The organism is Aquitalea denitrificans (genome assembly GCF_009856625.1).
Lineage (GTDB): Bacteria > Pseudomonadota > Gammaproteobacteria > Burkholderiales > Chromobacteriaceae > Aquitalea > Aquitalea denitrificans.
Window position 1 is genome coordinate 387,876 of sequence record NZ_CP047241.1, and the last position, 24,003, is coordinate 411,878.

The 24,003-nt window shown below is 58.7% G+C and carries 21 protein-coding genes and 1 tRNA gene; 15 read left to right on the plus strand and 7 right to left on the minus strand.

The window, feature by feature from the left end; genetic code table 11:
* Positions 1-67: 67 nt before the first annotated feature.
* Positions 68-2,086, minus strand: a complete 2,019-nt coding sequence (locus GSR16_RS01765; RefSeq protein WP_159874873.1) for a UvrD-helicase domain-containing protein — start codon at positions 2,084-2,086, stop codon at positions 68-70.
* Between the two features lie 159 nt (positions 2,087-2,245).
* On the opposite strand from GSR16_RS01765, the gene GSR16_RS01770 reads away from it, so the two are divergent.
* Positions 2,246-3,067, plus strand: a complete 822-nt coding sequence (locus GSR16_RS01770) for a symmetrical bis(5'-nucleosyl)-tetraphosphatase (protein ID WP_159874874.1) — start codon at positions 2,246-2,248, stop codon at positions 3,065-3,067.
* Here GSR16_RS01770 and GSR16_RS01775 read toward each other — a convergent pair.
* Positions 2,994-3,824 carry a lysophospholipid acyltransferase family protein gene (locus GSR16_RS01775; RefSeq protein ID WP_159874875.1) on the minus strand — a complete coding sequence of 277 codons (831 nt, stop codon included), beginning with the start codon at positions 3,822-3,824 and terminating at the stop codon, positions 2,994-2,996. The two genes, GSR16_RS01770 and GSR16_RS01775, sit on opposite strands and share 74 nt — an antisense overlap.
* Before the next feature lie 42 nt (positions 3,825-3,866).
* Entirely contained in the window at positions 3,867-4,682 is an 816-nt protein-coding gene (mutM, locus tag GSR16_RS01780; RefSeq protein WP_159874876.1) for a bifunctional DNA-formamidopyrimidine glycosylase/DNA-(apurinic or apyrimidinic site) lyase, read from the minus strand.
* An 87-nt stretch (positions 4,683-4,769) separates the two neighbouring features.
* Here mutM and GSR16_RS01785 point away from each other — a divergent pair, with 87 nt between their 5' ends.
* The 12 genes from GSR16_RS01785 (at position 4,770) to GSR16_RS01840 (ending at position 15,429) form a co-directional block, all read left to right on the plus strand.
* Positions 4,770-6,524, plus strand: a complete 1,755-nt coding sequence (locus GSR16_RS01785) for a tetratricopeptide repeat protein (protein ID WP_240902578.1) — start codon at positions 4,770-4,772, stop codon at positions 6,522-6,524.
* A complete protein-coding gene (gene lolB, locus GSR16_RS01790) occupies positions 6,521-7,072 on the plus strand; it encodes a lipoprotein insertase outer membrane protein LolB (protein WP_159874878.1) in 552 nt (183 codons plus the stop codon). Before GSR16_RS01785 ends, lolB begins: the two co-directional genes overlap by 4 nt.
* A gap of 42 nt (positions 7,073-7,114) precedes the next feature.
* Positions 7,115-7,966, plus strand: coding sequence for a 4-(cytidine 5'-diphospho)-2-C-methyl-D-erythritol kinase (gene ispE / locus GSR16_RS01795; RefSeq protein ID WP_159874879.1), 852 nt, complete (start codon positions 7,115-7,117; stop codon positions 7,964-7,966).
* 8 nt (positions 7,967-7,974) lie between these two features.
* Positions 7,975-8,049: transfer RNA gene (locus tag GSR16_RS01800), tRNA-Gln, on the plus strand.
* Between the two features lie 88 nt (positions 8,050-8,137).
* A complete protein-coding gene (locus GSR16_RS01805; RefSeq protein ID WP_045846690.1) occupies positions 8,138-9,121 on the plus strand; it encodes a ribose-phosphate pyrophosphokinase in 984 nt (327 codons plus the stop codon).
* Positions 9,122-9,181: 60 nt separating this feature from the next.
* The gene (locus tag GSR16_RS01810) at positions 9,182-9,742 is read left to right on the plus strand and encodes a 50S ribosomal protein L25/general stress protein Ctc (protein WP_159874880.1); all 561 of its coding nucleotides are present in this window, start codon (positions 9,182-9,184) and stop codon (positions 9,740-9,742) included.
* A gap of 88 nt (positions 9,743-9,830) precedes the next feature.
* The gene (gene pth / locus GSR16_RS01815; protein WP_197715605.1) at positions 9,831-10,415 is read left to right on the plus strand and encodes an aminoacyl-tRNA hydrolase; all 585 of its coding nucleotides are present in this window, start codon (positions 9,831-9,833) and stop codon (positions 10,413-10,415) included.
* Between the two features lie 58 nt (positions 10,416-10,473).
* Positions 10,474-11,565, plus strand: a complete 1,092-nt coding sequence (ychF, locus tag GSR16_RS01820) for a redox-regulated ATPase YchF (protein ID WP_159874881.1) — start codon at positions 10,474-10,476, stop codon at positions 11,563-11,565.
* A 275-nt stretch (positions 11,566-11,840) separates the two neighbouring features.
* Positions 11,841-12,869: a YveK family protein gene (locus tag GSR16_RS01825; RefSeq protein ID WP_159874882.1), complete on the plus strand. Its 1,029-nt coding sequence runs from the start codon at positions 11,841-11,843 to the stop codon at positions 12,867-12,869.
* 120 nt (positions 12,870-12,989) lie between these two features.
* Entirely contained in the window at positions 12,990-13,760 is a 771-nt protein-coding gene (locus GSR16_RS01830; RefSeq protein WP_159874883.1) for a sulfite exporter TauE/SafE family protein, read from the plus strand.
* Positions 13,761-13,873: 113 nt separating this feature from the next.
* Positions 13,874-14,656, plus strand: coding sequence for a transporter substrate-binding domain-containing protein (locus GSR16_RS01835; protein ID WP_159874884.1), 783 nt, complete (start codon positions 13,874-13,876; stop codon positions 14,654-14,656).
* A 113-nt stretch (positions 14,657-14,769) separates the two neighbouring features.
* Entirely contained in the window at positions 14,770-15,429 is a 660-nt protein-coding gene (locus GSR16_RS01840; protein WP_159874885.1) for an amino acid ABC transporter permease, read from the plus strand.
* A gap of 63 nt (positions 15,430-15,492) precedes the next feature.
* Here GSR16_RS01840 and GSR16_RS01845 read toward each other — a convergent pair whose 3' ends face one another.
* Together GSR16_RS01845 and GSR16_RS21280 are read right to left on the minus strand one after the other, a co-directional pair.
* Positions 15,493-17,247 carry an AMP-dependent synthetase/ligase gene (locus tag GSR16_RS01845; RefSeq protein ID WP_159874886.1) on the minus strand — a complete coding sequence of 585 codons (1,755 nt, stop codon included), beginning with the start codon at positions 17,245-17,247 and terminating at the stop codon, positions 15,493-15,495.
* 87 nt (positions 17,248-17,334) lie between these two features.
* Positions 17,335-17,469 (minus strand): hypothetical protein, encoded by a 135-nt coding sequence (locus tag GSR16_RS21280; RefSeq protein ID WP_276608562.1) that lies wholly within the window; start codon positions 17,467-17,469, stop codon positions 17,335-17,337.
* On the opposite strand from GSR16_RS21280, the gene GSR16_RS01850 reads away from it, so the two are divergent.
* Both GSR16_RS01850 and GSR16_RS01855 read left to right on the plus strand, forming a co-directional pair.
* Positions 17,468-18,613 (plus strand): trans-sulfuration enzyme family protein, encoded by a 1,146-nt coding sequence (locus GSR16_RS01850; protein WP_159874887.1) that lies wholly within the window; start codon positions 17,468-17,470, stop codon positions 18,611-18,613. The two genes, GSR16_RS21280 and GSR16_RS01850, sit on opposite strands and share 2 nt — an antisense overlap.
* Before the next feature lie 102 nt (positions 18,614-18,715).
* Positions 18,716-19,495, plus strand: a complete 780-nt coding sequence (locus GSR16_RS01855; protein ID WP_159874888.1) for a ferredoxin--NADP reductase — start codon at positions 18,716-18,718, stop codon at positions 19,493-19,495.
* A gap of 60 nt (positions 19,496-19,555) precedes the next feature.
* Here GSR16_RS01855 and GSR16_RS01860 read toward each other — a convergent pair whose 3' ends face one another.
* On the minus strand, positions 19,556-21,811 hold the full coding sequence (locus GSR16_RS01860) for an arginine/lysine/ornithine decarboxylase (protein WP_159874889.1): 2,256 nt from the start codon (positions 21,809-21,811) through the stop codon (positions 19,556-19,558).
* 498 nt (positions 21,812-22,309) lie between these two features.
* Positions 22,310-23,824 carry a phospholipase D-like domain-containing protein gene (locus tag GSR16_RS01865; RefSeq protein ID WP_159874890.1) on the minus strand — a complete coding sequence of 505 codons (1,515 nt, stop codon included), beginning with the start codon at positions 23,822-23,824 and terminating at the stop codon, positions 22,310-22,312.
* Positions 23,825-24,003: the final 179 nt, after the last annotated feature.

Below are 24,003 nucleotides of genomic sequence, written 5' to 3' on the forward strand. Positions count from 1 at the left end.
TTTCACAGAAAAACGCGCTGCTTGCAGCGCGTTTTTTTATTGCCGCACGCGGTGTCGCGTGAGCGGTTTAATCTTCGGAGGGCTTGGTGGTTTTTTCTGCCAGCATGGCCGTCAGGCTGGCCAGCCGCGATTTGCCCTCGCTCTTGCTGACCACCGGTTCTGCGCCCGGTCGACCGAAGTGGCGCAGATCACTGCCGTCTATTTCTGCGATGAAGCGTGACGGTTCGACAAACTGCCATTCTCCGGCGCGGCGGCGTTTTACGCAGTAGCTCAGCGTGAGCATGCGCTGGGCGCGGGTGATGCCCACATACATCAGCCGTCTTTCCTCTTCCACCATACCGTTATCTACCGATTCGCTGTGCGGCAGAATGCCTTCCTCGGTGCCCACCAGGAAAACATAGGGGTATTCCAGGCCCTTGGACGCGTGCAGAGTGGACATTTTCACTGCGTCGACTTCGCCTTCGTCACGCCCTTCCAGCATGGTGATCAGGGCGATGGTTTGCGATAGCTCGATCAGGTTCTTGCCATCGGCCTCGCCCTTCTTGGCCAGCCATGCCACCAGCTCCAGCACATTCTTCCACTTGGTTTCGGCAATGCGCGGGCTGTCCTCGCTGTCATACAGCCAGGCTTCGTAGCCAATGGCCTTGACCAGCTCCATCGCCAGTTCGCCGGCAGCTTCGCGGATGACGCGATATTGCAGGCGGTTGATGAACTCGCAGAACTGGCTGAGCGGTTCCAGTTGGGCAGTTTGCACCTGCACCCGGAAGCCGGGCTCGACGGCGCTGGCAAACAGGCTTTTGCCGCATTGTCCGGCCCAGCCGCCCAGTTTTTCCAGCGTCCCGGCTCCCACGCCGCGCTTGGGCGTGGTGACGGCGCGGATGAAGGCCGGGTCGTCATCCGGATTGGTCAGCAGCCGCAGGTAGGCCAGCACGTCCTTGATTTCCGGCTTGTCGAAGAAGCTTTGTCCGCCAGCCATCTGGTAGGGGATGCGCTGGTTGCGTAGTGCCTGTTCGAAAATACGGGCCTGGTAATTGCCGCGATAGAGGATGGCGTAGTCTTTGAACTCGGTACGATATTCAAACTTGTGCGCCATCAGCCGCTGTACCACCAGCTCGGCTTCGTGCTCTTCGTCCTTGCATTGCACCACATGGATGGGCTCGCCCAGGCCCAGTTCACTCCATAGCTGTTTCTCGAACAGCTTGGGATTATTGGAAATCACCGAGTTGGCCGCGCGCAGGATACGCGCGGTGGAGCGGTAGTTCTGTTCCAGCTTGATGATGCGCAGCTGCGGGTAGTCCTGTTGCAGCAGGCGCAGGTTTTCCATATTGGCCCCGCGCCAGGCGTAGATGGACTGGTCGTCATCCCCCACCGCAGTGAATTGTCCGCGTACGCCGGCCAGCAGCTTCACCAACTGGTACTGGCAGGTGTTGGTGTCCTGGTATTCATCAATCAACAGGTAATGCAGCTTGCCCTGCCACTTGAGCAGCACTTCCGGGTGGGTTTTGAACAGCTGTACCGGCAGGCGGATCAGGTCGTCAAAATCCACCGCCTGATACGCCGTCAGCGTGTCCTGATAGGCCAGATAGGTGCGGGCGCAGATGCTTTCCCATTCGCCTTCTGCCTCCACCAGCATCTGGTCCGGGCCTTTCAGGTCGTTTTTCCATAGCGAAATCTGGCTTTGCACCTTGCGCACTTCGTCCTTGTGCGTGCTTTTCAGGATGTCGGCGATGATCTTGCCGGCATCAAACGCGTCCAGGATGGAAAACTGGGGCTTATAGCCCAGGTGTGTGGCTTCCTGGCGCAGGATCTGCATGCCCAGCGAGTGAAAGGTGGAAACGGTAATGCCGCGGATTTCCTGTGCCGTGAGCAACTTGCCCACTCGTTCCAGCATTTCGCGGGCAGCCTTGTTGGTAAAGGTAATGGCTGCGATATGGCGTGCCGGGATATTGCCGTGGCGGATCAGATGGGTGATCTTGAAGGTAATGACGCGGGTTTTGCCGGAGCCGGCTCCCGCCAGCACCAGCAGTGGGCCGTCAAGGTGATGGATTGCTTCGCGTTGCGGTGGGTTGAGCTGTGGTGCGGACATGGATGGAGTTCCGGCGGTGAGGCTGGGCCGTCGCGGTGCGCAGGGCTGATCCGGGCGGCGTAGCATCGTGGTAACCAAGGCCGTGCATTGTAGCATGCGGTATCATGAGACTATCCGCGGCCGGACGAAACATGGCCTGCCGCATTGTCAGAGGTGAAGATGGCAACATACGCAATCGGCGATATCCAGGGCTGTTTCGGCCCATTCCAGCAACTGCTGCACATGATCGATTTCAATCCCGGCAAAGACACCTTGTGGCTGACTGGTGATCTGGTCAATCGCGGTCCGGAGTCCCTGCAGGTGCTGCGCTGGGTATTCCAGCAACAGGACAGGGTGCAGATCGTGCTGGGCAATCATGACCTGCATCTGCTGGCCGTGTCAGAGGGCTTTGGCAAGCTGCATCGCAGTGATACCGTGGATGATATTCTCAACGCTGCCGACGGCAAGGTGCTGCTGGACTGGCTGCGCTGTCAGCCATTGATGATTGCCGAGCACGGTCATGCCATGGTGCATGCCGGACTGCTGCCAGAGTGGAGCATCGACCGGGCTCTGCGCCTGGCGGAAGAGGTGGAGAATGGCTTGTCCGGCCCCTACTACCGCGAATTCCTGTCACGGCTATATGGCAACAAGCCGGTCAGATGGTCTGATGAACTCAAGGGCGCTGAGCGGCTGCGCGTCATCGTCAATGCCATGACCCGCATGCGCTTCATCACGCGGGACGGAGAGATCGATCTGGCCTACAAGGGCGAGCGCGATGGTGCGCCAGCCAACCTGATTCCCTGGTTCGAGGCCAAGGGCCGGCGCAGCAGCCATACCCCCATTATCTGTGGCCATTGGTCGGCGCTGGGCCTGTACCTGACTGAAGATATTCTGGCCATCGACAGCGGCTGCCTGTGGGGTGGGAGTCTTACTGCACTTCGGCTGGAGGACAGGCAGGCATTTTCTCTGCCGTGTCCGGCGTATCGGGAAGTGGCAGCCTGAGGCCCAGACACACTTCACGGAATGCACGTTCCGACAGGGCGAAGCGGGAAGTCAACTCGCCTTCGCCCGCTTTCAGCGGCTGGCCGTAGGTCAGCGCCACTTCCATCGCTGGCTGTGCCAGGATCAGCTTGATGCTCTGCCAGAAAGTGGTGTCGCCGGCATAGGCCGGTGCCGTGGTCAGGCTGCCGTCCGGCAACTGATAGCGCATGGAAACGGGCTGTACCGTGCTGCGTGAGGGCAGGGCGGCTTCAAACAGCGATGCCTTGAAGGGCAGGATGCCACTGCCATCCGAGGTGGTGGCTTCCGGAAAGACTGCCATGCAGCTGCCCTTGCCCAAGGCATCGGCCAGCAGCTGATTCACCCGACTGGCATCGCGGCGATTGCTGCGGTCGATGAACAAGGTACCGCCGGCATTCACCACCCAGCCTATCAGCGGCCAGGAGCGAATCTCCCGTTTGGCAACAAAGCGCGACACCGTGCAGCTACTGAGTACGAATATATCCAGCCAGGAAACATGGTTGGCCACCAGCAGGGTATTGGGCGGATAGAAGCCGGGATTCACGCCCTCCACCCGCACCGTGATGCCGAGAATCTTCAGCAGATGACCGGACCAGCGGCGCGTTACCACGGCACGCTCGGCCTGGGCCAGATGCGGATAGCGGGTGGCAACGATAAAAATACCCAGGGCAATGTGGCTGACCAAGCGCAGCAAGCGGCTGGCGCGGGTAAGAAAAGACGTAGTGGCAGATGACTTCAAGATACGCGGCGCTTCATGTGCGGGTTTGAATGATTTGCCACTCTAGCATGGCTGGCATAGTGGACAATAGTAGGAACTTCGCTGTCCCTGTCGTATCTGTCGTATCGGGCTGCTGCAGATGCGACAGGCTTCCTCTTGCCGATCATAAACATAGTAGTCCTGCTGGAAGTAGCCAGACTTGCCATCCGTATTGACAAAGTCGCGTAGCGTGCTGCCGCCGGCTTCGATGGCTAGTCCCAGAACCCGCCTGATTTCCGCTGCCAAGCGTCGACAGTCGGCCAGGCTCAGGTCGCGGGCGGCGCGGGTCGGATTGATACCGGCATGGAATAAGGATTCATTGGCGTAGATATTGCCCACGCCCACCACCACATGATTGTCCATGATGGCCAGCTTGATGGCCGATCCGCGCTTGGCAATGGCGGCATGCAGGATGTCGCCATCGAAACCATCGGAAAGCGGCTCCGGTCCAAGGTCTTTCAGTAGCGGGTGAAATTCCAGCGGGCCCACATGCCACAGCATGGCGCCGAAGCGGCGCGGGTCACGATAGCGCAGCACGTGGCTACCCAGCTTCAGGTCAATGTGATCATGTTTTTGCACCGGGGTGTCGGCAGGTACGTAACGCAGGCTGCCGGACATCCCCAGGTGGATCAGCAGGGTTCCGCTATCAAAATGAACCAGCAGGTACTTGGCACGGCGCGTGACTGCGCGTACTGTCAGACCGGCAAGGATGGCGCCCAGTTGTGGGGGGACTGGCCAGCGCAAGCGGCCTTCGCGCACAATCGCACCTTGCAGGGTGGCACCATCCAGATAAGGCGCAACACCGCGACGGGTTGTTTCCACTTCGGGCAGTTCGGGCATGCTGCTTTCGCTTTCAGGACAAGATTGACTAGATCAAATAACCGAGCGTGCTATTCTACGCGTTCAACCGGCACAGACTCCATGCGAATGAAACCGCTGAATCGATCCCTTTCCCTGTTGCTGGTGCTGCTGTTGTCAGCCTGCACCAGCATGAAGACCCCCTTGCTTGCCAAGCAGCCGGCCACCACTACCGAGCAAGCTGCTGATGATGAAACCGCTGCCGCAGCCGAGGATAATCCCAATCTGCCCCGACTGGAGCTGACGCCGCAAATCGTCTATGGCGTACTGGCCAGCGAAATTGCCGCCCAGCGTGGTGCTGCTGGTTCATCTGCCGCAACCTATCTGGACCTTGCCCGCCAGACCAGAGACCCACGGCTGGCGCAGCGCGCTGCCGAATTCGCCCTGTTCACCGGCCAGCTCAAGGATGCTGCTGATGCGCTGGCGCTATGGATGGAGCTGGATCCCAGCTCGCAGATCCCGCGCGAACAGCTGTTCATTACCATGCTGCGTTCGGGCAAACTGGCGGAAAGCCAGCCCTTGGTGGAGGACCTGCTCAAGCGCGAGCCGCAACGTGCACCGGACATCTTTGTGCAGCTGGCCCGCCTGACTGCGCGTCAGAACGACAAGCAGGCGGCCTATGCGCTGGTCAATCGCCTGGCCAGTCAGTATCCGGATTTGCCGGAAGCCCGTTTTGCCGTGATCGCGGTGGCCGCCGAAGTGAATGACGATGCCTCCATCCAGCGCGAATTCGACCGGCTGGCGCAAATCGCCCCCAAGTGGGATTTGCCCGTTGCCTGGCAGACCGACCGTCTGCGTCGTATCCGCCTGGGGCAGGCAATAGACTTCCTGCAGCAGGAGCTGGCACGTCGACCGGATGCCGGGCTGGAGCTGCGCATGGCGTATCCGCGCCTGCTGGTGGGGGCCAAACGCTTCCCGGAAGCACGTACGGCCTTTGAAGCGCTGCTACGGCAGAATCCGGATAACGCAGAACTGCTTTATGCATCCGGTCTGCTGGCCTACCAGCTGCGCGACCTGGCTGCTGCCGATCAGCGGTTGACGGCTGCTTTGCAGCAAAGACATCCGGAATCCGACTTCATCCGCTTCACCCTGGGGCAAGTGGCCGAAGACCGCCAGGACAAGGCGGTAGCACGGCAATGGTATGAAAGCGTGGGGGCCGGACAGCAGTTTTTGCAGGCCCAGGCGCGGCTGGCGGCGCTGGATGCCGAAGCAGGCCGGCTAGACCAGGCCTTGCAACGCCTGGCACCGCTGGGGCAGGGCGAGCAGGAAAAAGTGCAGTTGGCCATGCAACAGGCCGAGCTGGCGCGCCATGCCAAGCGCTATGACCTTTCCTTCCGTATTCTGAGTCAGGCGCTGGAAAACTGGCCGCGCTCGCCCGAGCTGCTGTACGACCGTGCGCTGGTGTCGGATCAGCTGGGTAATCTGGGTGATGCCGAACGCGATCTGAAAACCCTGCTCAAGGAAAAACCGGATGACCCGCAGGCACTAAACGCCTTGGGCTATACCCTGGCTAATCGCAGCAATCGGCATCAGGAAGCGCTGGCTTATATCGAAAAGGCACTGAAAGCCGATCCGGATAATCCGATGATTCTGGACAGCATGGGCTGGGTACTGTTCAAGCTGGGGCGCAACGAGGCTGCACTCAAATACCTGGAGCGCTCTTATTCCGCCATGCAGGACAGCGAGGTAGCCGCTCATCTGGGTGAAGTGATGTGGAAGCTGGGTCGCAAACAGGATGCACTCAGTCTGTGGCGTCAGGCACTGGCCAAAGACCCGGACAATGAAACACTGCAGGATGCGCTCAAGCGCTTTCATCTGCCATGAAGCAGGGTATTGCCATCGCATGGCTGGCCAGCAGCCTGTTGCTGGCCGGCTGTGCCAGCGAAACCGTGTTTCGGCCATCTGCTGCGAGTAGTGCGGCCAGACAGGACCAGCCGTTCAATGTCAGTGGCCGCATTTCGGTCAATATGGACGGCAAGGGCTCGGTTGGCCAGTTTGAGTGGATGCACCGGCTGAATGACGACCTGCTGTCGGTCAACAGTCCGCTGGGTACTACAGTGGCACGCCTGCAGCGGGATGCTGCTGGTGTCAGCCTGCAGGCCGATGGCAAAACCTGGCAGGCGGACGATGTTGAATCCCTGACGCAGGATGTGCTGGGCTGGACGCTGCCGCTGGGCAACCTGGTGTGGTGGATACGCGGTCTGCCGGCACCTGATGCGCCTTATCAGTTTGCCGAGGACGGCAGTCTGACCCAGCAAGGCTGGACCATCCGCTTCGTCAGCGATGCCGATACGCCCTCTCCCTATCCCAAGCGGGTGGACATGCAGCGCGACAGGCTTACCTTGCGCCTGCTGCCGCAAAACTGGCATTAAACCCCCGCTGTTCTCCAGATACTTATCCGGATTCATTGCTGCATGACTTCACATTTCCATTCCTATCCTGCCCCGGCCAAGCTCAATCTGCTACTGCACATCGTGGGCAAGCGTGCCGATGGCTACCATCTGCTGGAAACCGTGTTTCGCTTTATCAACTACAGCGATACGGTAGAACTGGCCGTGCGTGACGATGGCCAGATCGTATTGCTCAACCCGATAGAGGGCGTTGAACCCGAGCGGGATCTCACCGTTCGCGCTGCGCGCTTGCTGCAACAGCGCAGTGCTTGCACGCAGGGTGTCAGCATTCGCCTGAGCAAACGTATCCCGATGGGGGGCGGATTGGGCGGTGGCAGTTCGGATGCCGCCACGGTTTTGCTGGCACTGAATCATTTGTGGCAGACAAATTATTCGCGCGAACAATTGATGGAAATGGGTTTGCAACTGGGAGCAGACGTTCCGGTGTTTATTTTTGGCAAAAATGCGCTGGCTACCGGAATCGGTGAAAAACTCAATGAAATCAATTTGCAACCGGCGTGGTATGTTGTAATTCACCCCGGTGTTCATGTACCTACTGCAGAAATATTTAAGAAATTTGCAGGAAGGGTGTTGACAGAGGAAGGCCGCATCAGCATAATGCGAATCCTCGAAACAACGCAGCAACGACGAAACGCGCTGCAGCAGGTTGTTTCAGAGCTGTACCCGGCGGTGAATGAAGTACTGAGCGAGTTGAAAAAATATGGTTCGCCGCTGATGACTGGTTCCGGAGCATGTGTGTTCCTTGAGTGCCAGTCAAAGGAAGAAGCCGATAAAGTTTATCAGGCAATGTCCGTAAAGTATAAGGGATTTGTTGCGGAAGGGCTGAATAGCCACCCCTTGTTGGACATTGTTTAAAAGTTTATTGGGGAGTCGCCAAGTGGTAAGGCACCGGATTTTGATTCCGGCATTCGTAGGTTCGATCCCTACCTCCCCAGCCAAGACTTTCTCTCAATAGAGAGAGCATGAAAAAAGCGTGTAAGAATCCCTTACACGCTTTTTCTTTATCCTGCTAAGGCAAATGGAATCATGGCGTCATACGACAGTTTGATGGTATTTACCGGGACCGCTAACCCGGAACTCGCTCAAAACGTGGTCAAGCATCTGGATATCTCCTTGGGCCGTGCCGATGTCGGCAAGTTCAGCGATGGCGAAGTCGCCGTTGAACTGCTGGAGAATGTCCGCGGTCGCGACGTTTTCATCCTGCAGTCCACCTGTGCCCCCACCAATGACAACCTGATGGAAATCCTGACCATGGCCGACGCGCTCAAGCGTGCTTCCGCCGGCCGGATTACCGCAGCCATTCCGTATTTTGGCTACGCCCGTCAGGACCGTCGTCCGCGTTCTGCCCGTGTGCCGATCTCCGCCAAGCTGGTAGCCAATATGCTGACCAGCGCCGGTATCGATCGTGTATTGACCGTCGATCTGCATGCCGACCAGATTCAGGGCTTCTTTGATATCCCGGTGGATAACGTCTACGCTACGCCGGTCCTGCTGAAGGACATCCGTTCCCAGCGCATTGACGATCTGATCGTGGTGAGCCCCGATGTTGGCGGTGTGGTACGTGCCCGCGCCATGGCCAAGGCACTGAACACTGATCTCGCCATCATCGACAAGCGTCGTCCCAAGGCCAATGTGGCCGAGGTGATGAACATCATCGGTGATGTATCCGGTCGTACCTGTCTGATCGTGGATGACATGATCGACACCGCCAATACCCTGTGCAAGGCCGCTTCTGCGCTGAAAGAGCGCGGTGCCCAGCGCGTGCTGGCTTATGCTACCCATGCGATTTTCTCCGGTCAGGCCGTGGATCGCATCAAGAATTCCGACATCGACATGGTCGTTGTCACCGACACCATTCCGTTGACTGCTCAGGCCCTGGCCTGCCCGAACATCCGGGTTGCCAGCATTGCCGGCCTGCTGGCCGAAACGCTGCGCCGCATCAACAACGAGGAATCGGTGTCCTACCTCTTCAATGAGGAACTGGTTTCGTCGGGCGCTTGCCTGCCGTAACATCAGGCCCGCTGGTCGCGGCGGGGCTGGTGCCTTCAACTTGAAATACTGGAGCTTTACATGTCTTATGAACTGATCGCCGCCAAGCGCGAAGAGATGGGTACTGGTGCGAGCCGCCGCCTGCGTCACGCTGGCAAACTGCCGGCCGTGGTATACGGCAATGGCGCTGCTGAGTCCATCGTTCTGGACCACAACACCATTTTTTACGCACTGAAGGAAGAGGCTTTCCACTCTGCGATCCTGGATCTGGTTATCGACGGCCAGAAGCAAGCAGTTATCCTGCGTGACTTCCAGAACCACCCGTACAAACAGCAAGTGATGCACATTGATTTCCAACGTGTTGACCTGAGCCAAAAAGTACACGTGAAGATTCAATTGCACTTCGTTAACGCCGACCAATCGGACGCCGTTAAGCTGCAAGGTGCCAAGATCAGCCACATCATCAATGAAGTGGAAGTTCGCGCTCTGCCGGGCGACCTGCCGAAGTTCATCGACGTTGACCTGTCCGCCATCAAGGTAGGTGAAGCTGTACACCTGTCCGACCTGAAACTGCCGGCCGGCGTTGAAATCGCTGCCCTGGTACGTGGCGAAGACGCAGCCATTGCTCTGGCCAACGCCTAAGCATTAGTGCTTGTTTGACAAGGGCTCGTTGTCAGGCTTTAGCCTGCAGCGAGCTTTTTTATTGCAAGCTCATTTACTGGAAGTGTCGATCATGTCCTCCATTCGCATGATTGTTGGCCTGGGCAATCCCGGGCCAGAGTATGAAAAGACCCGTCATAATGCTGGTTTCTGGCTGCTGGACGAGCTGTGCTGGAAATACAAGGGCAACTGGCGTACCGAAGGCAAGTTCCATGGCGATATCGCCCGGGTAGCGATTGAAGGTCAGGATATCTGGCTGCTCAAGCCGATGACCTTCATGAACCTGTCCGGGCAGGCGGTGCTGGCGCTGGCGCATTTTTACAAGATTCTGCCGGATGAAATCCTGGTGGTGCATGACGAGCTGGACCTGCCACCCGGAACCGCCCGCCTCAAGCAAGGCGGTGGTCACGGCGGCCATAACGGCCTGAAAGACATTGCGGCGCGCTTGAGTTCGCCCGCTTTCTGGCGTTTGCGCCTGGGTATCGGTCACCCGGGAGACCGTAATGAAGTGGCGAATTTTGTGTTGAAAAAGCCGCGTGCCGAAGAACAAAGCGCCATTGACGATGCCGTGCTCAAGGCGCAGACCTACTTGCCGCTGGCCATTGCCGGCAACATGGCGATGGCCATGAAAGAGCTGCATACTGCAGCCAAGTGATTGCACAGGCCGGCCTTGCCGGCCTGCAAGATTGTGAACCTTATCAAGGAATGCTGACATGAGTCTGAAGTGCGGTATTGTTGGCCTGCCCAATGTTGGCAAGTCCACCCTGTTCAATGCGCTGACCAAGGCCGGTATCGAGGCCGCCAACTATCCCTTCTGCACCATCGAGCCCAATGTTGGCATCGTGGAAGTGCCGGACCCGCGTCTGGCCGAACTGGCCAAGATCATCAACCCGCAAAAAATCCAGCCGGCCATCGTTGAATTCGTCGACATTGCCGGCCTGGTGGCCGGTGCCTCCAAGGGCGAAGGCCTGGGTAACCAGTTTCTGGCCAACATTCGCGAAACCGACGCCATCGTCAATGTGGTGCGCTGCTTTGACGACGACAACATCGTGCACGTGGCCGGCAAGGTAGACCCGATTGCCGACATCGAAACCATTGGCACCGAACTGGCGCTGGCCGACCTCTCCTCGGTCGAAAAAGCCATGCAGCGCGAAGGCAAGAAAGCCAAGTCCGGTGACAAGGACGCCCGCGCACTGATCGCCGTGCTGGAAAAGCTGGTGCCGCATCTGGACCAGGGCCAGCCGGTGCGCTCGCTGGATCTGTCCGATGAAGAAAAAGCCATCCTCAAGCCCTTGTGCCTGCTCACCATCAAGCCGGCCATGTATGTGGCCAATGTGGCGGAAGACGGCTTCAAGAACAATGCCTACTTGGACAAGCTGCAGGCACTGGGCGAGCGCGAAGGCGCACCGGTTGTTGCCCTGTGCGCTGCTATCGAGAGTGAAATCGCCGATCTGGAAGATGCGGACAAGGCTGAGTTCCTGGCCGAAATGGGCCTGGAAGAGCCGGGCCTGGACCGCCTGATCCGTGCCGGCTACACGCTGCTGGGCCTGCAAACCTACTTCACCGCCGGGGTGAAGGAAGTACGCGCCTGGACCATCCATGTGGGTGACACCGCACCGCAGGCTGCCGGTGTGATCCACACCGACTTCGAACGCGGCTTCATCCGTGCGCAAACCATTGCCTACAACGACTTCATCACCCTGGGTGGCGAAGCCAAGGCCAAGGAAGCCGGCAAGATGCGCTCGGAAGGTAAGGAGTATGTGGTACAGGATGGCGATGTGATGAACTTCCTGTTCAACGTCTAAACACCACGAATCATTCTCTGGTGTTACCCAGCTGGATCTGCAGCCCGTAAATTTTTTGTTTACGGGCTGTTTTTAATTGTCTATCAGCATTCGGAGAGATTGTTCTTGCACAAAGCTGGAAGCAGTAAACCGGCTTGTCGCGGGTGCTGGGAAAGTTCAAGTACTTCTTCCTTCTCTTCTGAGAAATATCCCTATCAATGATCTGGTGAGTTCTCGGTAGTTTGACGTATTATTTCGGAAATTTACATGCAAACTAAAAATGCTAGTGTGTATTGTTGGCGTCGTTGCTATTAATTATTTTTGAAGGATTTTCTTTGAAATCGAATGAGGATGAAGTAGAAATTGGGCTGATTGATATCATATTGTTCTGTAAGAAGTATTGGAAAAGCCTACTTGCACTCCCTTTGCTTGGCATCTTGCTGGCCATGTTGCTCATGCGTTGTTTGCCCGAGCGCTATCAAGCTTCGGTAATCATGTTGATGATTCCTGCTGCCAATCTTCCGCTAGGCAATATTCCACCTGTTAACAATGGGGCGGCGTCTCCGGCATTGATTGCTTCCGTATTGCAAGGTGAAGAGGTCCTGGGACGTGTGGTGAAGCAGTTGCAAGCATCAAAGGATATCGGTGCGGTGACTACCGCCGTTGCCAAGGATGGCAGCATTGAAATCAAGGCTGAGGCTCGCAATGCTGCCATTGCGGTGGCCCTCGCCAATACGGTTGCGCGCGTGGGCAGGGAACTGGCGCTGGAGCAGGGCCTGACGCCTTATTCCAGACAGTGGTCGCAAATGCGTGGACAGTTGCTGACGATGCAGTCCGAATTCGGCCACAACCAGGTGCAGATGGCAAAATTGGTACCGGGAGGCTTGGCCACACTGGATGAGTCGACCAGGTTGCAACTACAGGCAATGGCTTGGCGAGATGTTCAGTTTGTATACGTGCAGGGGGATGGGGTACAGGCACCTTCCGTCGAGCTGCCTATGGCGCAGAAAGATAATGCCCTGAATATGCCTGCCAAACGATTCACTCCTGAGCAATGGCAGGTGCTGCGCAATTATTATTTTTATACAGTCATGATTGATGTGCTGCAAAAGCGCATCATGCTGATTCGTCCCCTGGTCGAGCGCGATATACGGATTGGAGCTTTGGCGAATGCGGCACTGCCGAGTGGCAGCGGAAAGAAAGCACAGTACCTGACGATGGGACTGGCTGGTGGGTTGATACTGGCGGTTCTATTTGGTCTGGCACGCGAGCTGTGGCAATCGATTCAGACAGAATTACAGCATCGCCTGAAGCGACAGGCATAATATGGATGATCGGTAGGTGCGCCTGCTCCCTGCCTGTGGCTAGCTACTGGCAGAGAACAGGCGCTTCATTGTTACCCGATCCAGCCTATAGTCGTACCAACATTTTCTAACGGTATTTTCATGTCAGCCACTGCCATCCCCCTTTCAGTCTTGTTGCTCATCGCGGCCGCCGGCCTGTACGCCGGCATCCAGAATGCACTGGCCGGAGGAGGCTCCTTCATTACCTTTCCCGCCTTGCTGCTGGCCGGGCTCAACCCGCTGGCGGCCAATATGAGCAGCACCATTGCGCTGTTTCCCAGCCAGATCACCTCGGCGCTGGCCGGGCGCAAGCTGGTGGGCGGCGTGGGGCCGGTGCCGTTTCGTCATCTGTTTGCCGTCAGCCTGATCGGCGGTGTGCTGGGGGCCTTGCTGCTGCTCTCCACCCCGGTCAGCATCTTTACCCGGCTGGTGCCGTGGCTGGTGCTGTTTGCTACCAGCGTGTTTGCCTGGGGCAGTTTCCGCCGCAAGCCAGTGGTGGACCTGGGCGCGCCGCCGCGGCATTTGCCCACCCCGCTATTGCTGCTGATTCAGGGCGCGATTGCGGTGTATGGCGGTTATTTTGGTGGTGGCATCGGTTTTCTGATGCTGGCGGCGCTCACCATTGCCGGTCAGCAGGTACGTATGGCCACGGCCACCAAGAACGCATTGGCCATGACCATGAATGCGTCAGCGGTGGCGATTTTTGCTTTTTCCCCCCTGATTAACTGGGCTGCCGTACTGGCACTGGGTGCCGGCGGCATTGCTGGCGGCGTGGTGGGTGGCTGGCTGATGCACCGTCTGCCTGAGCGCCATTTGCGTGGCTTTGTGGTGGTGGTGGGAACCGCACTGACGATATGGCTGTTTATCCGCTGAGGCTGGAGTATGCTGGCGCATCGTGCTGCGATGTCAGCCGCTGCTGGCACAGCAATGCCTGTATTCCCGTGGTGGAATGTCTTTGTTTTCAAAATAACGATGGATGATCTGCGATGAAAAAAATCCTGCTCGCCTCTCTGATGGCCGCTTTTGCCGGCCATGCCCTTGCCGCTGACCTGCTGGATACCGTCAAGCAGCGCGGTACCCTGAAAATTGCCGTGGAAGGCACTTACCCGCCCTTCACCTTCAAGGATGCCCAGCAGAACCTGACCGGTTTTGATGTGGAAGTGGCCACCGAAGTGGCCAAGCGCCTGAAAGTGAAGCCGGAATTCACCACCGGCGAGTGGAGCGGTCTGCTGGCTGGCCTGCAGGCAGGCAAGTTTGACGTGGTGGTCAACCAGGTGGGCATTACCGACAAGCGCAAGGAAACCTTCGACTTTTCTCAGCCTTATACCTTCTCCAGCGCCCAACTGATTGTGCGCAAGAACGAAAGCCGCGTGTTCAAGTCGCTGGACGACCTGAAAGGCAAGAAGGTGGGCGTGGGTCAGGGCAGCAACTATGCCGACATGGTCAAGGCGGTAAACGGTATCGAGGTGAAGGTGTACCCGTCTGCTCCGGAGAACCTGCAAGACCTGGCCTCCGGCCGGATTGATGCGGCACTGAACGACAGCCTGCTGATTCCGTTTGCCATCAAGCAAGCCAAGCTGCCCTTGAAGGCCGGTCATCCGGTGGGCGATGTCACCACCATGGGCATTCCGTTTGCCAAGAACAACCCCAAGTTCAAGCAGGCGGTGGACAAGGCGCTTAATGACATGAAGGCCGATGGCAGCTTCAAGAAGATTTCGGTCAAGTGGTTCGGTATCGACGTGTCCAAGGCACCGACCGCCGCCAAGTAAGCGGCTCTGGCCCTTTGCGGCCATCGTGTTTTATCTTCAGTGCCATTAGAATGCACTGATTGCTGCGCCCCTGCCGGTCAGGGGCGCAGGTGTTTCAGAATGGGGAAGAAAACATGGAGTGGGCCGATCTGATTAGCGCCGCCTTGCCAGTCATGCTGAAGGGTGCGCTATATACGCTGATGTTTGCCGTGGTGGCCATGGTGCTGGGCTTGCTGCTGGGCTTTGTGGTAGCCCTGCTGCGGGTTGGCAAGGTGCCGGTGCTGTCGCAGCTGGTGGCTTTTTACGTCAGCGCCATGCGCGGCACGCCCTTGCTGGTGCAGATTTTTGTCATCTACTACGGCCTGCCCGGTATCGGCATTGAGCTGGACCCAGTGCCTGCCGGCATTATTGCACTGACGCTGAATGTGGCGGCTTATCTGTCGGAAAGCCTGCGCGGCGGTATTGCCGGGGTGGATCGCGGCCAGTGGGATGCCGGGCTGTCGCTGGGCTTCAGCTGGTGGCAGACCATGCGCTATATCGTGGCACCGCAGGCGCTGCGGCTATCGGTGCCCAGCCTGTCCAATTCGCTGATCAGCCTGATCAAGGATACCTCGCTGGTGTCAGTCATTACCGTCACCGAGCTGATGCTGGCCACCAAGGAAGTGATTGCCCAGACCTTCCAGCCGCTGCCGCTCTATCTGGGTGCGGCTGCACTGTACTGGATGATGAGTGCCAGTTTCGAGCGCCTGCAAAAGCGGGTGGAGCGCAAGCTGGAGATGGCGCATCAACGCTGAATCACCTGCTGGCCAATAAAAATCCCCGCTCATCGGCGGGGATTTTCATGACTAGCCTGTCACTCAGGCGTGGTGGTACATGCTTTCTATCAATGCCTGGCAGCGCTGACTGATCACCTTGCGCCGCAGCTTGAGCGTGGGGGCCAGTTCGCCGGCGTCCACGCACCAGGGCTTGTCCAGCAGGGCGAATTTCTTGATGTGTTCCCAACTGCCAAAGTGGCGGTTGAAGCGTTTGATCTCGCGCTCGATCAGCTCGACGATGCGTGGGTGCAGCCGCATCTCGCTATGGCTGGTATAGGCGATGCCCTGCTCTTGGCACCATTCCTGCAGCCGCTCGTAAAGCGGCACGATCAGTGCAGCGGCAAATTTCTGTCCGTCGCCCACCACCATGATCTGGTCGATATAGGCCGATTCTTTCAGCTTGTTTTCCAGCATCTGTGGCGCGATGTATTTGCCGTTGCTGGTCTTGAACATTTCCTTCTTGCGGTCGGTAATGCGTAGATAGCCCTGTTCCAGCACGCCGATATCACCGGTATGCAGCCAGCCCTGTTGCAGGGTTTCGGCTGTGAGTTCCGGCTCCTTGTAATAGCCCACCATCACATTGGGGCCACGCACCAGGATTTCGCCATCCCCGGCCAGTTTCAGCTCTACACCGGGCAGGGCAATGCCGACACTACCAATCTGTACTGCATCGGCCTGGAAGGGATTGGCAGTAATCACCGGTGCAGTTTCACTCATGCCATAGCCTTCGGCCACGGCAATGCCACTGGCCCACAGCAGGCGCGCCAGACGCGGCTGCAGGGCGGCAGACCCCACATTCACCCAGCGCAATTCGCCGCCCATGGCAGCACGCCATTTGCGATACACCAGGCGGTCGGCAATCGCATGCTGGATAGCGGCCAAGCCGCGTGGTGGCTGCCGCGGCTCATAGGCTTCTGCCCGTGCCATGGCCCACAGGTACAGCCGACGTTGCCAGCCACTCAGGTTTTTGGCCCTGGCCAGCAGCTTTTCGTGGATTTTCTCCAGTACCCGCGGCACAGCGCTGAAAGTATGCGGGCGGATTTCTGCCATGCTGGTGGACAGGTTATCGACACCGGAAAAATAGACACCGGTGCCGGTGAACAGGTAGTACAACACCCCGGCACGCTCGAAAATGTGCGACAGCGGCAAAAAGCTGAGCGCCCGGCATTGGCCAGCAGGCAGCCGGGTATGCTCAGCCGTGGCAATCACGGTGCTGACCACATTGCGATGCGACAGCATCACCCCCTTGGCCCGGCCAGTGGTGCCTGAGGTGTAGATGATGGTGAAGACGTCGTCCGCCTGTATGCTGTTACGCAGCAAGGCCAGTTGGCGCAGGCTGCCGCTGCGGCCGGCATCGCGCAGCACGGTCCAGGCGGGCAGGGTGTCCAGCGGGTTGAGCGCGTAGCAGGGGCAAGGGCGGCCATCCAGTGCCTGCTCCAGTTTGCGTTGCAATGCACTGCTGCCGACAAAAGCCAGCTTGACCTCGGCATGGGCCAGGATATAGCGTGCATCTTCCAGGGTGCAGGTAGGGTAGAGCGGCACACTGATGGCGCCGATCTGTTGCAAGGCCAGATCGACAATCACCCAGGCGGGGCAGTTGTCGGCGGCGATGGCCACCTTGTCGCCACGTACAATGCCTTGTTGCAGCAAGCCCAGGCTAACCGCATTGACGGCCTCCATCACCTCGGTGCTGCTCAGGGATTGCCACTGGCCACCCGTTTTGGCAGACAGGCAGTCCGTCCGAGGCAAGGTTTCCAGCTGGTGAAAGAGGATGTCAAAAGCGCGTTCTAGCTTCATTCGTACAGTTGTTTGATTCAGAAACGGCGCAAATTAGCCCCATTCCCTTTTGATGTAAAGAAAATTGCGGCTGAATTTTGGGAATGATCAATAAATTGCCGGCAAAATACCGGTTTTTGTATTGATCATGTGTTTATTCATGCCATCGGAATGGCCGGCAGCGCGACGGAATACCGCCGCTACCTTGCTTGACCGTGGCTTAGGGACAATCAGGAACATCATGAAATTTGCCACCAAGACCATTCATTCCGGCTACGACAGCAGCCAGCACAGCAAGTCGGTGATGCCGCCCATCTATCAAACCTCGGTGTTTGAATTTGCCGAAGTGGGCGAGCAGCTACCTTTCTCCTATGCCCGCACCGGCACCCCCACCCGTGCTGCGCTGGAAACCTGCCTGGCCAGTCTGGAAAATGCCAGGCACGGCCTGGCTTTTGCCAGCGGCATGGCCGCCATTGATGCGGTGCTGCGCGCCACGCTGAAACCGGGTGACGAAGTGATTGCAGTGGCCGACCTGTACGGTGGTGCCTACCGCCTGCTGACCAAAATCATGGAGCCGGCTGGTATCACCGTCACCTTTGCCGACCTGACCGACCCGGCCAATCTGAGCGTAGCCATCAGTGATCGCACCAAGCTGGTATGGCTGGAGTCGCCCACCAATCCGCTGCTCAACCTGGTGGACATCTCCGCCTTGTCCGCCATTGCCCACCAGCATGGTGCGGTGGTGGCGGTGGACAGCACCTTTGCCACGCCGTATCTGCAGAACCCCATCGATCTGGGCGCTGACATCGTGGTGCATTCGGCCACCAAATACCTGGGCGGCCATTCTGATGTGCTGCTGGGCCTGGTGGCGGTCAGCGACGACAAGCTGTTTGCCGACATCAAGTTCATCCAGAATTCCGCCGGTGGCGTACCGGGACCGCAGGATTGCTTCCTCACCCTGCGCGGCATCAAGACCCTGCACCTGCGCATGGAACGCCACTGCGACAATGCCGAGCAGGTGGCCGCCTTCCTGCGCGACCATCCCAAGGTGGAAAAAGTGTTCTTCCCCGGCTTTGCCGACCATCCGGGCCATGCCATCGCCAAGCAGCAGATGCGCCGTTTTGGCGGCATCGTCACCATCTGGCTGAAGGAAGACACCCGCGCCGAAGCCAGCCGCGTGGCCAGCAAGCTGCAGCTGTTTGCACTGGCCGAGTCGCTGGGCGGGGTGGAGTCGCTAGTCAACCACAGCTACACCATGTCGCACGGCGGCATGCCGCCGGAGCAGAAAGCCGCGCTCGGCATCCGTGAAGGTGGCCTGCGCCTGTCCATCGGCGTGGAAGATATCGAAGACATTCTGGCTGATCTGGCACAGGCACTGGCTGATTAAGCCAGCAGCAGGCGGAAGCCCTAGGCGCAGCAAGCCGTGGCCGGCTTGCTGCTACAGTCTGGATGCGGTAAATTACTTGAGTAAATTACTAAGGTATTTTCCATGGCCGCACCCGCAGAAGAAAAATTCACCCGCCAGACCATTCTTTCCCTCACGCGCTGGAGTGAAAAACTGCTCAGCTTCCGCCTGAGCCGACCGGAATCCTGGCGTTTTGTCCCCGGTCAGTTTGCCCGGCTGGGCTTGCCGCTGGAAAACGGCGGCATGGTGTGGCGGGCCTATTCCATGACCTCGGCCAGTTGGGACGAGCATCTGGAGTTCTTCTCCATCGTGGTGCCGGACGGATTGTTTACCTCGCGCCTGGCGCGTTTGCAGGTGGGTGACACCGTCCTGCTGGACAACAAGGCCAACGGTTTCTTCACCGTGGACCGACTGCCGGATGGCGAGGATCTGTGGCTGCTGGCCACCGGCACCGGCCTGGCGCCGTATCTGTCCATCCTGCAGCAGCCGGAAGTGTGGCAGCGCTTTGCCCGCATCGTGCTGGTGCATTGTGTACGTGATGTCAGCGAGCTGGCTTACCGTGCGGAGATTGCCGCCCTGCGCCAGCACCCGCTATGGCAGGAATGGGGCGAGCGGCTGCACTATGTGCCGGTGGTGACACGTCAGGCCGAGCCTGGCATGTTGCAACAGCGCATTCCGGCCTTGCTGGACAGTGGCGCACTGGCCGAGGCCGCCGGACTGCCGCTGACGGTGGAACGCTCGCGCTTCATGATCTGTGGCAACCCGGCCATGGTGGAGGACACGCACCGCCAGCTGATGAAAATGGGTTTTCGCCTGAGTCGGCTGAGTGCACCCGGCCATCTGGTGCTGGAGAACGGCTGGTAAGAGACAAAAAAAGCCGCAGGACAATGCCTGCGGCTTTTTGCATGAAAGGCTGCGGGGGGCTTACTTGACGCAATCCACGCAGTACACCTTGCGGCCTTCCACATCGGTGGCCACCAGACCGTGAACGTCGGTTTCGAAGCCCGGCAGTTCGCGGTTGAAGGCCTGGGCAAAGCGCAGGTAGTCAACAATGGTCTTGTTGAAACGCTCGCCCGGAATCAGCAGCGGGATGCCCGGCGGGTACGGGGTCAGCAGCACGGCGGTGACGCGTCCTTCCAGCTGGTCTACCGGCACGCGTTCAATCTCGCGGTGCGCCATCTTGGCAAAGGCATCGGCCGGGCGCATGGCCGGTTCCATCTCGGACAGATAGATCTCGGTGGTCAGGCGGGCGATGTCGTGCTTGGTGTACAGCGCGTGAATGCGCTGGCACAAGTCCTGCAGGCCCACGCGTTCGTACTGCGGGTAGCGGGCGACAAAGTCCGGCATGGCGCGCCACAGTGGCTGGTTCTTGTCGAAGTCGTCCTTGAACTGCTGCAGCAGCGAAATCAGCGTGTTCCAACGGCCCTTGGTAATGCCGATGGTGAACATGATGAAGAAGCTGTACAGGCCGGTTTTTTCCACCACCACACCGTGTTCGGTGAGGTACTTGGTGACGATGGCGGCCGGAATGCCCATTTCTTCGAAGCTGCCGTCCACGTCCAGGCCCGGCGTCAGCACAGTGGCCTTGATCGGGTCCAGCAGGTTGAAGCCTTCCTCGATGCCGGCAAAACCGTGCCAGTGCGCGCCGGGTTTCAGTTCCCAGTCCACCGGGTCGCAGATGCCGTCGTCGGACAGCTCGTCCGGGCCCCACACGCTGAACCACCAGTCGTTGCCGTATTCTTCGTCCACCTTGCGCATGGCGCGGCGGAAGTCCAGTGCCTCTACCAGCGATTCCTCCACCAGTGCCTGGCCACCCGGCTGTTCCATCATGGCGGCGGCGACATCGCAGCTGGCAATAATGGAATATTGCGGGCTGGTGGAGGTGTGCATCAGATAGGCTTCGTTGAACCAGGCGGTATCCAGCTGACGGTTTTGCGGGTCCTGCACCAGAATCTGCGAAGCCTGGCTGATACCGGCCAGCAGCTTGTGGGTGGACTGGGTAGAGAAGATCAGGCTGTCCTTGCAACGCGGGCGGCCTTCGCCAATGGCGTGGAAATCGCCATAGAAGTCGTGGAAGCTGGCATGCGGCAGCCAGGCTTCGTCAAAGTGCAGGGTGTCCACTTCGCCATCCAGAATGCCCTTGATCTCTTCCACGTTGTACAAAATGCCATCGTAGGTGGACTGGGTGATGGTGAGGATGCGCGGCTTGAGCTTGGGGTTCTTTTCCAGCGCTTCGCGGGCAAAGGGGTTGGCCAGAATCTTCTTCTTGATGTTTTCCAGCTGGAATTCCGACTTGGGAATCGGGCCGATGATGCCGTAGTGATTGCGCGTGGGCATCAGGAATACCGGAATGGCACCGGTCATCATGATGGCGTGCAGATTGGACTTGTGGCAGTTGCGGTCCACCAGCACGATGTCACCCGCTGCCACGCAGCTGTGCCAGACGATCTTGTTGGAGGTCGAGGTGCCGTTGGTGACGAAGAACAGATGGTCGGCATTGAAGATGCGTGCCGCATTGCGTTCCGAGGCGGCAATCGGGCCGGTGTGGTCCAGCAGCTGGCCCAGTTCGTCCACCGCATTGCATACGTCGGCGCGCAACATGTTTTCGCCGAAGAACTGGTGGAACATCTGGCCTACCGGGCTTTTCAGGAAGGCCACGCCACCGGAGTGGCCCGGGCAGTGCCAGGAGTAGGAGCCATCATGGGCATAGTCCACCAGCGCGCGGAAAAACGGCGGCGCCAGGCTGTCCAGATAGCTCTTGGATTCGCGGATGATATGGCGTGCCACAAACTCCGGTGTGTCTTCGTGCATGTGGATGAAACCATGCAGCTCGCGCAGGATGTCGTTGGGAATATGGCGTGCAGTACGGGTTTCGCCGTACAGGTATACCGGAATGTCCGGATTACGGCGGCGGATTTCCGCCACAAAGCTGTACAGCTGGCCCAGAGCGTTTTCCGAGGCGTCGTCGGTCTGGAATTCTTCGTCGTCGATGGACAAGATAAAACCGGCTGCCCGGCTTTGCTGCTGGGCAAAGGAGGTGAGGTCACCATAGCTGGTGTAACCAATCACGCTCATGCCTTCGGCTTCCATGGCTGCTGCCAGTTCGCGGATGCCGGAGCCGCTGGTGTTTTCCGAGCGGAAGTCCTCGTCGATGATGACGATGGGAAAGTGAAAACGCATACCTGAGTCCTTGTCAGTCAAAACTCGGACACCACAGCCGGGGATGGCCATTCAGGAAGGCAGTCCTTGCCATGGGTAAGGACAATACCGTGCACCTGTAACGCCTGTCGGCCCGCAGCTTGCTGCAGTGTCACTCGGTGCGCGTTGGGGCGCAGTCGCTGGTCCCTGCCGGATGGCAGTGGGCGGGGCTGGCCTTGAGGCGCGTAAATATTACTGGGTGCGCACGAAAACCGGGGTGCGTCCTGCAGGCTGACGTGGAGTGGCCGCAGATCCCCGGCTTCCTTAGGGAGCACGCTGGGTGGTGCGTCCTTCACGTCGGCCGGCTTGGAGAACATCCCAAGAAAGCGCGCATTGTAGACCTTTTACCGTGCTTGTGTTGCACGGCAATATCCGTGTGTGAAAATAATCTGGAGGTTTGATCAAATATCCCGCTGAAATCCTTGTCTGGCAAGGATTTCAGCGGGATAGAGCGGGCTTAAAGGATTGTTTTAAGACAGTTTAGGTTGTTGGTGGCGCTGGCGGTTTGAGATTATTTTTTGTTGCCGCCGACTGTTGTTTTTTTTCATTGCGCCGGCGATACAGACCCAGTGCCTTCAATACGATGGCACCGCCACTGAGCGTGAGCAGGAAAACCAGCGGGCCGGCCACCAGCCAGGGAAACAGGGCCGCCAGTACGGCGAAGATCAACAGGCTCAGTCCGATGGTGAGAAAGGCCGTGGCCTCGCTGCTGTCTATGCTGCGGGTACCACGTACCACTGCGCCCAGTGCATCGCCAATACGTGCGGCCTGGCGAGCGGCGGCACTGGCACCGCTACGTGCTGCATGACCGGCATTGGGAAAACGCAGGGAAGCCTGCTGGCGCTGGCGCGGGTGCGTCAACACCGGCGTGCGTTTATGGCCGCTGAGCACCACTTCGGTAGACTGTTCCAGATCCTGCAAGAAACGGGCTGCCAGCTTGCCGGCCACGCTTTCGTCCTCGATGGCCACATCGATTTCCCGATTGGCCAGCCAGCTGGAAATGTTCAGGTTGGTGGAGCCGATCCGTGCCCAACGGCCATCGGCCACCGCTGTCTTGGCATGAATCATCGGCCCGTTCCACTCGAACACTCGCACGCCAGCCTCCAGCAGCGGCCGGTACATGGTGCGCGACACGGTGGCAATCCAGCGGATATCACTGGAGCGCGGCACCAGCAGGCGCACATCAACGCCATCGCGCGCCGCCTGCTTCAGTGCGGACAGATAGGTGCTGGTACCCATGAAATAGGCATCGGTCAGCCACAGGGTGCGGCGGGCAAAACTGGCAATCAGCAAATCCAGCCGCATCATGTGGGCGGTGGAAGGGGTGGTGGCAATCAAGCGGGCGGCGATAGTGCCGCATTCGGTCGGTGCGGCATCTGCCAGCCAGCTAGTCTCCAACGCTTGCCCGCAACTGGCCCAACTATCGGCAAAGGCTGCCAGTGCTTCGCGTACCAGGGGGCCGCGCAGCGACAGGCCCGTGTCACGCCAGGGGGCAATGCCGGCTTCTGGTCGGCCTTCCCAGCTGGAGCTGATGCACAGGCCGGAAATGAAGGCCTCCTGCCGGTCCACCACGATAAGCTTACGATGGTTGCGCCCCAGCAGGCTAAGCCCGCCGGTCAGCGTGGGGGGATTATAGGCGCGCACTTCTGCACCGGCTGCCAGAAGTGGACGGAAGAAACCGGAAAGCCAGGGCTTCCAGCAGCCCAGCCAGTCATACAGCAGGCATACCCTGACGCCGGCAGTGGCTTTTTCGATCAGTAACTGGCGGATCTCGCGGCCAAAGCGATCATTGGCCACGATATACATCTCGATGAACACCGATTCTTCCGCCCCGGCAATGGCCTGCCGCCAGGCCGGGAAGTTATCGGTGCTGTCATACAGCAGCGCAAGCTGATTGCCGGCAATCAGCGGTGCCCCGGCCGAGCGCGAGAAGGCCTGGTCGGCCAGCTGGCGTACGAAATCCTGGCTGAGTGCTGTAGTGGTATCGCTACGCATGATGGCTTTGTGTATGTTGTCGGACAATATTCTGAAATCAGCTATTTAGGCGGTTTTGGATTAAGCCGCCGTGCACCACAATGGGTCGTAAATTTGAATATGGGTGTCACAAAACTGGAAGAAAAATGTACTTTTTTTGCGGGTTTTCCCTGATTTTTTTGGGGAAAAATTCAATCAAA

Excerpts from the sequence above, each read along its gene's own strand:
- GSR16_RS01840 (WP_159874885.1), top strand. The coding sequence starts at position 14,770 with ATGGAGTGGGCCGATCTGATTAGCGCCGCCTTGCCAGTCATGCTGAAG.
- GSR16_RS01845 (WP_159874886.1), bottom strand. The coding sequence starts at position 17,247 with ATGAAGCTAGAACGCGCTTTTGACATCCTCTTTCACCAGCTGGAAACC.
- GSR16_RS01765 (WP_159874873.1), bottom strand. The coding sequence starts at position 2,086 with ATGTCCGCACCACAGCTCAACCCACCGCAACGCGAAGCAATCCATCAC.
- GSR16_RS01865 (WP_159874890.1), bottom strand. The coding sequence starts at position 23,824 with ATGCGTAGCGATACCACTACAGCACTCAGCCAGGATTTCGTACGCCAG.
- GSR16_RS01855 (WP_159874888.1), top strand. The coding sequence starts at position 18,716 with ATGGCCGCACCCGCAGAAGAAAAATTCACCCGCCAGACCATTCTTTCC.
- GSR16_RS01860 (WP_159874889.1), bottom strand. The coding sequence starts at position 21,811 with ATGCGTTTTCACTTTCCCATCGTCATCATCGACGAGGACTTCCGCTCG.
- GSR16_RS01810 (WP_159874880.1), top strand. The coding sequence starts at position 9,182 with ATGTCTTATGAACTGATCGCCGCCAAGCGCGAAGAGATGGGTACTGGT.
- GSR16_RS01835 (WP_159874884.1), top strand. The coding sequence starts at position 13,874 with ATGAAAAAAATCCTGCTCGCCTCTCTGATGGCCGCTTTTGCCGGCCAT.
- GSR16_RS21280 (WP_276608562.1), bottom strand. The coding sequence starts at position 17,469 with ATGATGTTCCTGATTGTCCCTAAGCCACGGTCAAGCAAGGTAGCGGCG.
- GSR16_RS01805 (WP_045846690.1), top strand. The coding sequence starts at position 8,138 with ATGGCGTCATACGACAGTTTGATGGTATTTACCGGGACCGCTAACCCG.
- ychF (WP_159874881.1), top strand. The coding sequence starts at position 10,474 with ATGAGTCTGAAGTGCGGTATTGTTGGCCTGCCCAATGTTGGCAAGTCC.
- mutM (WP_159874876.1), bottom strand. The coding sequence starts at position 4,682 with ATGCCCGAACTGCCCGAAGTGGAAACAACCCGTCGCGGTGTTGCGCCT.
- GSR16_RS01785 (WP_240902578.1), top strand. The coding sequence starts at position 4,770 with ATGAAACCGCTGAATCGATCCCTTTCCCTGTTGCTGGTGCTGCTGTTG.
- GSR16_RS01770 (WP_159874874.1), top strand. The coding sequence starts at position 2,246 with ATGGCAACATACGCAATCGGCGATATCCAGGGCTGTTTCGGCCCATTC.
- GSR16_RS01830 (WP_159874883.1), top strand. The coding sequence starts at position 12,990 with ATGTCAGCCACTGCCATCCCCCTTTCAGTCTTGTTGCTCATCGCGGCC.
- ispE (WP_159874879.1), top strand. The coding sequence starts at position 7,115 with ATGACTTCACATTTCCATTCCTATCCTGCCCCGGCCAAGCTCAATCTG.
- GSR16_RS01850 (WP_159874887.1), top strand. The coding sequence starts at position 17,468 with ATGAAATTTGCCACCAAGACCATTCATTCCGGCTACGACAGCAGCCAG.
- lolB (WP_159874878.1), top strand. The coding sequence starts at position 6,521 with ATGAAGCAGGGTATTGCCATCGCATGGCTGGCCAGCAGCCTGTTGCTG.